This is a genomic window from Chryseosolibacter histidinae, assembly GCF_018598225.1.
Classification (GTDB): domain Bacteria; phylum Bacteroidota; class Bacteroidia; order Cytophagales; family Cyclobacteriaceae; genus Chryseosolibacter; species Chryseosolibacter histidini.
The window spans coordinates 60,500-73,706 of record NZ_JAHESF010000012.1; the positions used below are offsets into that span (position 1 = coordinate 60,500).

Here is a 13,207-nt window from a genome sequence, read left to right on the forward strand (position 1 = left end):
GTTTAACCTTGGTTAATAACCAGAAGCACTTTCTTCAACAGTAGTCAGACAATAGCTCAATGGCGCGGTCTGAACGTGCTCCGCGAAGGGACGGGAGTCCATAAGACCTTGGGTCAAATAAAAAATGGAAACCTGTGTGATGCCTTCCCGGTTAAGCCCGGGGAATCCGGGATGCTCATCGGGGCAGGGATGCCGAAGATGAGAGGCACCTCACAGGTGTTCCTGATTAAAGCCGTCGAGAAAACAGGATGGGATCCGTTTTCTCCCTACACTGAAAATTCGACAAGCGCAGCCACACCTACTTACGTTTAACGGAGTTTTTTCATCGCAATACGGAGAGAAATTCAGGCATCACCGATCGAATCGGGATGGAGTTTTTTCCACAGTACCTGGTGATGTCTCGGAAGGTTCAATGTGATGCGCCCACGGAACGGCTGGAAGCGACGACGGTTCATCGATTGCACAGAATATAATCAATCTGAAGGGCATTTCAAACGATCGGCCTACACTTTATTGGTTGACGTCTATCGCAAGATCCACCGCGATGAAAAAATTACTTCTTCCGGCTCTAGTTATCGTGTAACAAATTCCACTCTTATGATTGAGGTATAAACCGTTGGCGCATGATCGTTCCGATGTCCGGTGCCGGTAGTATAGCAGGGGAGAAGTTTTCTTCGCTGTGGCACCTTGTGGGCAACACACCAATGGTGGAGGTTATCTACACTTATCGCGGTAGCAAACGTTCCATCTTTGCCAAGTGCGAGTACCACAATTTTACCGGCAGCATCAAAGACAGGATGGCGCTCTATATCCTGGAGCATGCCTACCTCGAAGAGAAGATTCGCCCCGGTGATCCGATCGTTGAGACCACTACGGGCAACGCCGGCATTTCGCTGGCCGCCATTGGCAGACGCCTCGGACACCCGGTAACGGTGATCATACCAGACTCGCTTACGCGTGAAAGGACTGATATCATCAAAAGCCTGGGCGCTGAAGTGATCTCCGTTGATCTCGGACATGGCTTTCAGCGCAGCATCCGCCTGGCCGAAGAGATGGCGGCAGAAGACCCGAACGTCTTTTTGCCCCACCAGTTCTCTAACGCGTTGAACGCCGAGGCGCATGAGCAGACCACTGCAACGGAGATCTGGGGTCAGCTGGCAGTAAGAGGCCTGAGACCCGATGCTTTTGTTGCAGGTGTTGGTACTGGTGGCACAGTGATGGGCGTGGGCAGGTTCCTGAAGATGAAAGACCGGTCTATCATGGTGCATCCGCTGGAGCCGGTAGAGTCGCCGGCGCTGTCAACAGGCAGCAAAACAGGAACGCACCGCATTTGTGGTATCTCAGACGAGTTCGTGCCCGGTATTGTGAAGTTAGGCAACCTCGACAGTATTGTGCAGGTACATGATGGCGACGCCATTCGTGCAGCGCAGATGTTGGCCGCACAGCTCGGACTGGATGTGGGCATCTCATCGGGAGCCAACTTCATCGGTGCCGTAAAAGTGCAGAACATGCTGGGCGCGCATGCATGTGTGACCACGGTATTTCCCGACAGTAACAAGAAATACCTGAGCACAGACCTGGTAAAAGAAGAACCGGCAAGGAATGGCTACCTCTCCGCAGAAATTGCGCTTGCTGAGTGCAAGCCGGTGAGTGGAGCGCGGACCGCCAATGTTTCGATATTATAAGTTGGCTATTGTTGAATACCCTCTTCCTGTATGCTTGTAGAAGCCCGGGAAGGCATATGCGCAGGGGCATGACCCCGTAAGCAGCGCTGCGAAGCAGTGACATCAAAAGGCTCGGAGCCCACCTTAATGTTCACTGCTTCGCTGGAAGGGGGCCTGTAATAAGACACGTAACATGATCAATGGAAAAAATGCAAAGGCATTCAAGATAAACGGGTAAAAATAGGCTTCAGGACCGTGGCCGGAATCCTAAGACGTAGGATCTCTTCATGATTTTAGGTTAATAGAAAAACTAGCATGTTGGCCGCCGGTTCCTGAAAATTTCAAATCTCTGATCTCTGATCGAAAGATCCGGAGGTCAGAGATTTTTCGAATCAAAATTGTACTGCATGAGAAAGAGTCTTTGGTATGCTGATCAGGATATTTGCCGGTTCTGGGAGATCGAGGTAACGGGTAGCTCGTTCACAGTGGTAGAAGGCTGGGAAGGGACCGTGGGGCAGACCTCTGTTTCTCGTTTCGACACGGGAGAAGAGTGCCTGGAGCAGGCTGGCTTGCTGATCGCCCGGCAGATGGAGCTCGGCTATATCGAGCAGTGCGAAGGCTACATCAAAAGATTTGAACCGCCGCAGGATGTGAAAAAAGTGCTCGCCAAACAGCGGCTCATCATTACCCGCCGCGGCATGTTCGCGTTGGACCCACTGGAAGATATCAGGCTGGTCAGTGTAGTGATCCGCCATGAAAGCAGGGATGTGGAAAAGAATGGTATGTTCTGCACTACCGCCTATGCGTTGGTGGTCGACGAAGATTCACAAAGAATGCTGGTGTGGCTTCCCGTGGCCGGATTCTATGGCACCTGGGACCAGGTCAACCAGCAGCTTTATATTTTTCCCCGTGTCACATGGAGCGATATTGAACCCAACCTGCCGACATACCTGCATCATCCCCCAGAGACCGATACCTTTGGCAGCGCCGAAGCTTATGACAGGTTGTGGGATTGTCTTGATTTTATTCCGGATAGCTTTGTAGCCCAGGCAGAAGAGATCGAAAGCCTGCCCGATGCAGAGAAAATGCGTGCGGCCCGGGCGTTGCTTCATCAGTACGAGCTGCGGTTGCTGCGTCATCCGGTAAGCACTCACCTCAACAGTGCCTTCTGTGCGCTGGTGAAACTTTATTGTTCCCTGGCCACATCATTGAAGCGGCAGGAGCGTTATGCCGAAGCCGCCGCATGGATGGAGCGCAGCCTGCTGATCGTGACACAGTCACAAATTTATCGTACTACGCTGTTTGTCGATATTTATATGCAGCTGAGCCTCTGCTGCTTCCGTCTCTGTAATTTTGAAGCCTCGCTGCGGTACGTAGCCTTGTATCAGGCATATAACCCCGGTGCACAGGAAGCCTGTGATGAGATCAGGGCATCTGTTTACCGGGTACGTCAGTTATACCAGCTGGCCATCGATTCAAGGTTGAAAACCCTGAAACAACGATCTGCCGAATGCTACCAGGAGGCTATACGCATTACCCAACGCGCGGTGGCCGTGGCTCCTGACGATCCACAGCTTTATTTTAATCTTGCCTGCTTTTATTCGCTGTCCTATAAAACCAAAGAAGCGCTGTTCTGTCTCGAAGAAGCTTTGAAAAAAGGCTACAAAACCCCCGGCGATCTGCTCACCGAACAGGATCTTCAAAACATTCGCAGCACCAAAGAGTTTGAAGTGATGACGGTTCGTTTTAAGGTCTGAGGAGAGAAGCCTGCAATTTAAGTATTGGAGATCTTCAGGTCGCTGGGCGGATATCCGAATCTTTTCCTGAAGGCTGCCGTGAAGTTCGAGGCGTTCTTGTATCCCGTCAGCATAGAGATGTCAAGGATGCTCATGTTTGTTTCGCGCAGCAGCGTAAGCGCTTTCTGCATGCGCTCTTCGTGCACCAATCCGAACACCGTTGTGCCGTAGATCTGCTTGAACCCTTGCTTGAGTTTGAAATCATTGATGCCTACCTTATGGGCCAGCTCCAGCAGGGTGCCGGGATTATCGAGATGCTGAATAATGTACTCCCTTGCCTGATGTAATTTTTCCAGGTCTGACTGTCGCAGCGATATCCCTGGTTTGAGGGCAAGATCAGGCATGTTCTGGAACGCCAGCAGGATCAGCTCGTGCATTTTTGTTTCCAGATACATTTTCTTCTGTATGCCCTTGAAGTTGCAATACAGGATGCTCTGAATGATCGACCGTAGCTCGAGTGTTGACCACAGGTTCACCGGGCTGATCACGGCAGGAAGATTGCTTTCAACTTTTTTCAGGAACTCCGACAGCTGCGGGATCGCCATGATGAAACGCTCGAGATAACCACGTGAATAATGGATCGCGAAGGTGCCATACTCATGACCTTTGTGCAGTGTGTATGCAGTATGGACACGGGGCGTGAACACCATGTTGTATTGATACTTCAGCATTGGTATCTCCGGGAAGGCACCGGGAAAATCGTCGAAGACGTACCGTAGGTTATTTCTCAGGTTGACGTGGATGCCCAGGAACGACTCTTCGTTTGACATGATGAGATTGATGTCCTGCTCCGGAGCATAGTAGCTATGGTGAATGGTGAAATGATCGTTTTTCAGCTCATTAAAAACCATAGCCCCGAACGGACCGGTAGCCTGTAGCGATAATGCATCCTCGTCGTTTTCAAAAAGGCCTGGTATGTCGATGGGTGCATCTGTATACGGAGAACACACGATATTTCCATGCTCCCTGGAGTGCAACGACAATTTGTAAAGCATGTAATCTGCCGGGTTCATGCAGTGAGGTTAGGTGGAGAATGACTTCAGCGCAGGCTATCGGGAGCCTGTTGACGTAAGACGTCCGCCTGCCGTGGATAGTATGACCACGGAACTTCTGCTGTCACACGTGTTCCACAAAACATCCGTACACCACCTGCTGGGCATCCCGGAAAAACAGTTACTTATTATTGATATCATCTTGGGTTGTATTTGCATGTTTGGAAATAACCTACGCAGCTACCCTGCCCCCTCTAAAAAAACATCAACCGCGCCATGCGTTAATAACATACGCAGGTTGATGGGCTCAGCAACTAATGTAGAAAAAGTAGACGACCTTACCGAATCGACCATTCCAAAGAATAGCCTTTCCACAGAAGCATATGTAACTTTGTTGGTAAAATTGAACAAAAAACAAAGCCATTGACAATTCATTTACCCTGCTGAGGCCCCTGAATCGTAACGCAACGGCACTTATACTGGAAATTCGCCATCATTCACGATCATTTCATGCTATATTTTTATGAATCATTACAAAAGTAATATCATATTCTATAAAGTCATTTTCCTGTTTTGCGGCCTATTTTATTTATTGTATAGCGCCAGCCGGCATTTTCGGTGAAAGCAATAAACAAACGATAACCTGCTTTGCACAACGGGGTGGGTGGACACATATAACACCCCCAGGCTACGCGCATAATTGCCTGATTGTCTGTAAGAAAAACTTTTTCAAAAAAGACAGTGCGCATCAGGCGATCACGGTCTCCCGGTGCGACTTCTGAGCGTAGAGAAGGATGCCCGTGACTGCCAGTAAAACAAAAAAGATATTAAAAATAAGGTGCTGTGTCCACGTCATATCCTGCAGTACGCCACCGCAGGAGCAGGGAACGTAGTCACTGAAGTTCAGGATCACAACGATATAGGCGGTGAACATCACCATCAGACTGAATGCAGCGTAAAATGCCACCAGCCGCAGCCGTGGTATGGCCAGCATCGCAGCAATGACGATCTCGATACCAGGTACACCCCACGCTACCCAACCCGCAAAAGCCGTGAGCAGCGGTGACTGTCCCAACTGTGCCCTGAACTTTTCATAATCGATCAGCTTTGCCAGCGCGGCATAAATAAATAATAAGATGAACAGGAAGGCAATGGTCTCGGCAACGAGTTTGATGATGACGCCCTTACTCATGGGAGATGATGAGTCCTTTTCTGTTGTCATAGATGAATGGAGGTCGAAGTTACGAAAAAAGTGGGAGAGTTGAATGGTTCATGGTCCACGACAATCTCTCATTGAACCGGCATCCTGAGTGGTGGTTTGGCGGGGGCGTTGAGCGAGCGAAGGATCCCCCCGATGGTTACTGCGAACTTTATGCGGGCTTCTGTGTCATGCATTCGTACGCTGTTACAACGGGATCCTTCACTCCCCGCCAGCCCTTCGCACTTGCATCGTTCAGGATGGCGGTAGAATTTTCGGGGTGGACGGTGGACCGTCGACAGTGGACTATTTTTGTTGCACAATGTTGCGCAGCGGCGAAAAAAATTATACCACATCACTCAACCCGCGAAAAAGATCGGTTGTATAAATTAACCTTAATCATAGGCATTTTTTCTTTATCTTGTTTAGAATCAAAAACCCCTGTTTTATGCCGGTAACCATCATGATCGTTGACGACGATGCAGACGATCGCATCTTATTCTGTGAGGCTGTCAGACAGGTAGACGATTCTATCCTGTGTCTCCAGGCCGAAGGAAGTGTAACAGCGCTCGATTTGCTGAAGAGCAAGAAGAAACCCGATTTTATTTTCCTGGACCTGAATATGCCCGGTATCAATGGCAGGCAGTTTATGCGTCAGCTCAAGACAATGCCTTCGGTGAGCAATATCCCCGTCATCATTTACACTACCTCAACACTTAGCAGCGACGAACGCGAGCTGAAACACCTGGGCGCCGATGCTTTTTTCACCAAACCCAGCAAGCTCGTTGAACTCAAATACAACATTGAAAGCGTGCTCACAGGAAAATGGGAACAGATCAAATTCCGTCCGGATCCTTACGACTCGGAGAGTTTAAGGTTTAAGGTTTAAAGTTGGTGAAACGGTCTCAACTTGAAACTTCAAACTTGTAACTTTTAACCTGTAACTTTAAACCTCAACTCCTTCCAGCAGCTGCTTCAGGTTGCTGAGTAACATTGCCCAATTTTTTTCAGACTGTTCGCGGGCGTTTTCATCTGCGATGTTTTCCTGCCTCACGGTGAGCGTTATGGTGCCATCATCTTCTTCGAGCTCGTAAGTGATGTTTGCATAATTCTCGGGCACATCTTCGAGGCCTGAGAAAGAGCTGAGATAGGTGTACTGAAGCAATCGCTGCGGCTCTGACTTCAGGATGGTACCTTTCTCCAGGTATTCTTTCCCTTCCCATTCACCTTTCCATACGATCGGGCTGCCTACTTTCCAGTCGGTGATCACTTCGGTATCATAAAAGTATTGCCTGATCATTTCAGGGTCGGTCAGTGCCTGCCATACTTTGTTAAGGGGTGCATGAATGTTGACGGATGCTTTTGCTATTAAATTCGCTGACATAAGATCTGCATTGAGTGGAAAAAAAATGTAAAACGATCAACTGCACAAGGCGGCGACAACTACGGAAACCGGTGGGTCATGCGCAAGTGCATTTTTAGTGTATTTCTGCTTTTTCGGTGTACAGGCTGGCGGATGACAACTTGAACGGCTGTTCTTTTCGTACCAGCGATTTTATGCCTTTGAGTGGAATGATCACCCAGCCCGGCCGGTTGTTGAGCTCATAACCAAGCTCGTAGATAGCCTTCTCCAGCAGGAAAGTGGTCATCAATGTATCGAGGTCCTGCTGGCTCTGCGGAATGAACGGCTGGCCCTGCACCGTATCGAGGTAGGCCCTCATAAAGAACCCGCTGACGTAGTGATACCACCGCTCAACAAAAGGCATCAGCTTGCCGAAGTCTTCCTTCCTGATCTCGTTATCCAGGAAAAGGCTCGCATGCGCAGCATAGTGAAATGAACGGATCATGCCCGCCACGTCGCGCAGGGGTGAACGTTTCAGCCTTCGTTCACTGTACGTCCGCGCAGGTTCTCCTTCAAAATCGGTGATCACAAAATCCTTTCCGGTAAACAACACCTGGCCCAGGTGATAGTCGCCGTGGATGCGGATCTTGGTGACATCGATCTTCTTTTTGTAGATGCCTTTTAAGACGTTCAGGATCTCATCCTTCATTCCCAATACTTCCATGGCCTCCTGGTGAACTTCGTCGGAAAGTTTGTCGAGGTTCTTGCTCTGATTCGCGAATGTTCCCCGCACCAGCGATTGTAGTCCCGCAAAAAGCGAGCGCTGATAATGCAGCGAATATTCTTCCGGCCTGAAATCTGGATGATCTTTTCCCGAAGCCAGGGCAATGTGCATTTGCCCGGTGCGGATGCCAAGCACGCGCACCAGTTCTGCCACAGGCCCCTCGATCAGCTCTTTCGCTTCTTCGGGGATCTCTTCATACCGCAGTGGATTCGACAGGCTTCCCTGCAATGGTGGAGGCGAAATGTTGAGCACAGTCCTGGCGAGTATTTTTTCATTGAAGTCACTGAGCCTTTCAAGCATGTAGGTCCATGCATCGCTGCTGCTCTCGATCATCTCCTGCATCATACCGAGCACGATTGTTCCTTTGTCGTACCGCCATTCCACGGAGCCGACAAAGGCAGGAATGTACGGAAACTTCGCCTGCTCGGTAAGGAAGTGTGTGATCTCCAGGTCTGGGTTAATAGCACGGTCTACTTTTCTGAACAGCTTCATGAAGAAACGGTTGTCATACGCCAGCGAAGTGTTGCTTTGCTCCGCAGAGAGTACCCTGGGTTTGACCTTCTCTTGCTGGCTCACGTGCGCCTTCAGCATTGGGCTACCCGAGAAAACGATCTGGCCACCGGTGGTGTCAATGCGGGCGCTGCTGGCCATATTGCTGATCAGAAATTCCTGGAAAGGAAGGCCATACAACGCGTCGTACATCACACCTTCTTCATTTTCCGTGATCAGCTGCGCGATAACAGATTTTGGACAGAGGTCCCGCAGCTTGAACGCCAGCTGTTGTTTGGCAAATGCTACTGGCAGGTGATAGATCTCGGGCAACCCGCTCTGATAAGTTACTTCGATGAGCAGGAGCATGACAGCGTTTTCTCCGAAGCTCAGGCCCGCATGATGAATGATCTTCATACCTTCGATCACACGCCCCTTGCCGCCAAACCAGCGAAGGTTGGTCATGTATTGCGGAAGGATGCTGTTCTCCAGCATTTCACGTTTGTCTTTCTGCAGCAGGTCTTCCAGCCGCCGGAGGTTGAGCACGGGCAACAACTTGTCCGCACCGGCAGATACCCTTTCTTTCTCCAGCACAAACCACTGGCAGTCGTGCCCGCTCAGCGTCAGGAAATAAGTGCTGTCTTCCCTGACAACAGGAAACCTGTTTCTGCTGAACACTTCCACGGGAACATACCCTGAATAAGCGCCGAGCTCGAGTGTGGCGGGTTGCGTGTAGCGCGAGAGGTTGACCACCACCAGCATAGTCTGCTCTTCGTAGGTACGCGTGAAAGCGAGGATCTTCGGATTATCGGCGCCCACGAATTTCATATCGCCCCGGCCGAAAGCCTTGTATTGTTTGCGTTTGCTGATGAGCCGTTTCATCCACCACAGCAGCGATGATGTATTCCAGCTCTGGATCTCCACGTTCACTGCCTCATAGTGATATTCAGGATCGAGGATCACCGGGAGGTATAACTTGTGGGGATTGGCGTCAGAAAAACCTGCATTCCTGTCAGATGACCATTGCATGGGGGTGCGTACACCGTCGCGGTCGCCCAGGTAAAAATTGTCGCCCATGCCGATCTCATCTCCGTAATAGATCACCGGCGTGCCGGGCAGGGAAAAGAGAAGGTAGTTGAGCAGCTCGATCTTTTTCCGGTTGTTGCCCATTAGCGGGGCCAGTCTGTGACGGATGCCCAGGTTGATGCGCGCCTTGGGATCTTTCACATAAACTTTATACATGTAGTCACGTTCTTCGTCGGTAACCATTTCGAGGGTGAGCTCATCGTGGTTACGCAGGAAGATCGCCCATTGACAGGTTGATGGTATCTCGGGAGTTTGTTCGAAAATATCGGTGATAGGATAACGGTCTTCCGTCTGCAGCGCCATAAACATGCGGGGCATCACCGGGAAGTGATAGTTCATATGGCATTCATCGCCGTTGCCAAAGTAAGAAGCAGAATCTTCAGGCCACATATTGGCTTCTGCCAGCAGCAAGGTTCCGGGAAAATTCTTATCTACATGTGCGCGTAATTTTTTCAGGAACGCGTGCGTTTCGGGCAGGTTCTCGCCATTGGTTCCTTCGCGTTCAAAAAGATAAGGCACGGCGTCGAGTCGAAATCCGTCAACACCCATGGCGCACCAGTAGTCAATGATGCGGAACACCTCCTGTTGTACCAGGGGATTGTCATAATTCAGGTCCGGCTGGTGATGGAAGAAACGGTGCCAGTAATATTGCTGGGCTACGGGGTCCCACGTCCAGTTCGACTTTTCAAAATCCTGGAAAATGATGCGCACATCCTTGTACTGTTTCGGGTCATCGGTCCACACGTAAAAATTGCGTTCATCCGATCCCCTGGGTGCGTAGCGGGCGCGCTGGAACCATGGATGCTGGTCTGACGTGTGGTTGATGACAAGCTCGGTGATCACTTTCAGGCCGCGGTCATGGGCCTCCTTCAGCAGCTGCTGCAGCTGTGCAACGTCGCCGTAGGATGAATTGATGTTGTAATAGTCGGCAATATCGTAGCCATCGTCGCGCAGCGGTGAAGGATAAAAAGGCAGCAGCCATATTGCCGTCACACCCAAATCCTGAAGATAATCGAGCTTCTCCAACAGCCCCTTGAAGTCGCCGATCCCATCGCCGTTCCCATCGCGAAAAGCCTTGATATGCAATTCGTAGATCACCGCATCCTTATACCAATGCAGTGTATCATCGAGCCCGTTTTTATCATTTTCCATACGCCGCCAGTTATTTCGAATCCCCGCACTTAAGAAATAAAATTATGTACCCGCGGAAATGTGTAATTATTGGGTCAATTGCGTCGGTTTTGGTATCATTGAAGCAGCAGGTGAAATAGTAGGCAGTAGGCAAAGGCAGTAGGCAAAAGGCTGGTTCACCTATTCGAAAAGGGTGTTGATCGAAAAAATTTCAGGGTTTGTGGCTTTCGCTTCATCTTTCGCCATCATTAAAAAATAAAAGCATTATGAGACCAAAATTTATTTTCGTGATCGCGCTGATGGCCGTGCTGTTTCAGGGTTGTATTGTTAAATCACTGCATCCGTTCTATAAACCCGAGAACGTCGTTTTCAGAAAAGGCCTGCTGGATAACTGGACAGACCAGGACGGCAACAAATGGAGCATCAGGCGTCACAAGTTATTGCCTAATGCCTATGAGATGCATTGGCTGCAAAACGGTGACAAGGATGTTGTATTCCTTGCCTACCTGTTCGACCTGGAAGGCGAGCTGTATTTCGATTTTATGCCGCTGACGGATAACCAGGACAGCAACCTTCCGATCTTCGAGCTGCACCTGATGCCAACCCATTCTGTAGCCAAGCTGGTGAAACTGAACAACGAAGAAGTGCAGATCAAATGGTTCAACGAAGAATGGCTGAAAAAACTTTTCGAGCAGAACCGGATCAGGATCGCGCACGAGGCTATTATGGATGAAAACCCCAAAGACGAAGACGATAAATGGTATGTGCTGACCGCGCCAACCGAAGAGCTTCAGAAGTTTATTCTCAAGTATGGCCATGATGCAACGGCTTTCAGCAACGACAATTCAGTATGGCTCACGCTCAAAAAGTCCGTTTAATGAAAAAACGCACTTTTACCTTCAGGATTGCCGGTAAACTTTTAGCACAGCTACTGTTCTGGACAGTAGCTTATTTCGTTCTGCTGAATATTTTTTCCGGCCCGGGACAATGGAAGAAGATCGACCATCTCTATACCTCTATTTTCCTGGTGACGCTGCTCATGCCCGTGACGGTGAACCTCTGGTTCATCGTTCCCCGGTTTCTCAACCGGAAAAAATACTCGTTGTTCGCGCTGCTGAATGGTGTCAATATCCTTGCTTTTACGTTCTTCAATCAATTGCTGTTCGACAAGCTGATCGATTACGTGCTTCCGGATTATTATTTCATCTCTTATTATGAGTACACCGATCTGCTGAAGTTCTTCTTTGCGTTTGTGACGCTCACCACGCTGCTGCACCTGTCGTGGGAGTGGTTTCGGCTTCAGGAAACGCGGCATAAGATGGCCATTCTGGAAAAAGAAAAGATCGATGCGGAGCTGAAGGCTTTCACCAACCAGGTGAATCCGCATTTTTTGTTCAATAGCCTTACCGTGTTATATTCATTATCGCTCAAGAGTTCTCCTGAAACACCGGGAGCCATTATCAAGCTGTCTGACATCCTTCGGTATGTGATCTATGAATCGTCAGTGGGCATGGTGCCCCTGGCGTCTGAGGTGAGCCTCATCAACAATTATATCACACTGCAACGGCACCGTGTTGATGATTCTGCCAGGATCGAGTTCAAAACAGAGATCGAAGATGAGGACGTTCGGATCATTCCCATGCTGTTCCTTCCCCTGGTGGAGAACAGCTTTAAGCACGGTGTAAAAAGTGATGTTTCCGGCACCTTCATCCACATCGTTTTGCAATCTGCGGATGGAGTGATTACCTTCCGCATCGGGAATAACAAGAGCGACATGGCGTCTGTGGAGAAACCTGCGGGAGGCATAGGACTGAAAAATATTCAACATCGCCTTGCGCTGGTGTACCCCGGCCGGCACTCGTTCGAGGTGAATGAGTCGGAAAAAATGTTTTCGGTTGAATTAAAAGTGGATGTGAAGGCATGAAAAAGATAACCTGTATGATCGTGGAGGATGAGCCGGTGTCGCAGGAGATCCTGAAACGATACATCGCGGACTGTCCGCAGTTGCAACTGGTGGCAGTATGCAGCAATGCGCTCGAAGCCAATGAAAAGCTTCGAACGGATCCTGTGGACCTGATGTTCCTTGACATCACCATGCCGAAGATCTCCGGACTGGATTTTTACAAATCGTTATCGGCGCCACCGGATGTGATCTTCACCACCGCTTACCCGGAGTATGCTGTGACGGGGTTCGAGGTGAACGCCGTGGATTACCTTGTGAAACCGTTTCCGTTCGACCGTTTCCTGAAAGCAGTGAACCGGTTGCATGCGCCTGAAGCCAGTGGGTTTGCATCGCCGGGGTTTATATTGCTGCAGGCCGATAAAAAAATGCACAAGGTGAATTTCGATGATATCTTTTTCATTGAAGGCATGGGCGATTATGTTAAAGTGCACATGGCCGATAAGACCCTCGTGATTCACTATACCCTTCAAAAGATCCAGGAGCAGCTCCCCGCGTCAAAATTCTTCCGTGTTCATAAATCTTATCTGATCTCCCTGTCCCGGATCGATTACCTGGAAGGCAATATGGTGATCGTAAATAAAACGCAGATCCCGATAGGGCAGACCTACCGGAGTGATTTTCTGAGCGCTCTTCAGAAATAGTTTTGAGTTGGGTTGCCGGTTGCCAGTTGCCGGGTAGCCGGCTTCGTGCGTCAATACTAACTTGTTTCAGGGCTTCGCCTCATTTGTTTGAAACATTACAGTGAAAGTCACACTGCATTAA

10 protein-coding genes are annotated in these 13,207 nt (G+C 49.6%); 6 read left to right on the forward strand and 4 right to left on the reverse strand.

Annotated elements, in window-relative coordinates; all coding sequences use genetic code 11:
- The first annotated feature begins 623 nt into the window (after window positions 1-623).
- The gene (locus KK083_RS13630) at window positions 624-1,685 is read left to right on the forward strand and encodes a PLP-dependent cysteine synthase family protein (protein WP_254163800.1); all 1,062 of its coding nucleotides are present in this window, start codon (window positions 624-626) and stop codon (window positions 1,683-1,685) included.
- A 386-nt stretch (window positions 1,686-2,071) separates the two neighbouring features.
- Window positions 2,072-3,421, forward strand: a complete 1,350-nt coding sequence (locus KK083_RS13635) for a TPR end-of-group domain-containing protein (RefSeq protein ID WP_254163801.1) — start codon at window positions 2,072-2,074, stop codon at window positions 3,419-3,421.
- Between the two features lie 17 nt (window positions 3,422-3,438).
- Here the strand turns inward: KK083_RS13635 and KK083_RS13640 are convergent, their stop codons facing one another.
- Together KK083_RS13640 and KK083_RS13645 are read right to left on the reverse strand one after the other, a co-directional pair.
- The gene (locus KK083_RS13640) at window positions 3,439-4,473 is read right to left on the reverse strand and encodes a helix-turn-helix transcriptional regulator (RefSeq protein WP_254163802.1); all 1,035 of its coding nucleotides are present in this window, start codon (window positions 4,471-4,473) and stop codon (window positions 3,439-3,441) included.
- Between the two features lie 727 nt (window positions 4,474-5,200).
- Window positions 5,201-5,674 (reverse strand): MauE/DoxX family redox-associated membrane protein, encoded by a 474-nt coding sequence (locus KK083_RS13645; protein WP_254163803.1) that lies wholly within the window; start codon window positions 5,672-5,674, stop codon window positions 5,201-5,203.
- A gap of 424 nt (window positions 5,675-6,098) precedes the next feature.
- Between KK083_RS13645 and KK083_RS13650 the strand changes: the two genes are divergently transcribed.
- Window positions 6,099-6,539 carry a response regulator gene (locus KK083_RS13650; protein WP_254163804.1) on the forward strand — a complete coding sequence of 147 codons (441 nt, stop codon included), beginning with the start codon at window positions 6,099-6,101 and terminating at the stop codon, window positions 6,537-6,539.
- A gap of 57 nt (window positions 6,540-6,596) precedes the next feature.
- Here the strand turns inward: KK083_RS13650 and KK083_RS13655 are convergent, their stop codons facing one another.
- Together KK083_RS13655 and treS are read right to left on the reverse strand one after the other, a co-directional pair.
- A complete protein-coding gene (locus tag KK083_RS13655; protein WP_254163805.1) occupies window positions 6,597-7,034 on the reverse strand; it encodes an SRPBCC domain-containing protein in 438 nt (145 codons plus the stop codon).
- A 94-nt stretch (window positions 7,035-7,128) separates the two neighbouring features.
- On the reverse strand, window positions 7,129-10,503 hold the full coding sequence (treS, locus tag KK083_RS13660) for a maltose alpha-D-glucosyltransferase (protein ID WP_254163806.1): 3,375 nt from the start codon (window positions 10,501-10,503) through the stop codon (window positions 7,129-7,131).
- Between the two features lie 245 nt (window positions 10,504-10,748).
- Between treS and KK083_RS13665 the strand changes: the two genes are divergently transcribed.
- The 3 genes from KK083_RS13665 to KK083_RS13675 are packed head-to-tail and all read left to right on the forward strand — an operon-like array spanning window position 10,749 to window position 13,086.
- A complete protein-coding gene (locus KK083_RS13665) occupies window positions 10,749-11,360 on the forward strand; it encodes a hypothetical protein (protein ID WP_254163807.1) in 612 nt (203 codons plus the stop codon).
- Window positions 11,360-12,406, forward strand: a complete 1,047-nt coding sequence (locus tag KK083_RS13670; protein ID WP_254163808.1) for a sensor histidine kinase — start codon at window positions 11,360-11,362, stop codon at window positions 12,404-12,406. Before KK083_RS13665 ends, KK083_RS13670 begins: the two co-directional genes overlap by 1 nt.
- Window positions 12,403-13,086: a LytR/AlgR family response regulator transcription factor gene (locus tag KK083_RS13675; RefSeq protein WP_254163809.1), complete on the forward strand. Its 684-nt coding sequence runs from the start codon at window positions 12,403-12,405 to the stop codon at window positions 13,084-13,086. The genes KK083_RS13670 and KK083_RS13675 overlap by 4 nt, the downstream gene beginning before the upstream one ends.
- Window positions 13,087-13,207: the final 121 nt, after the last annotated feature.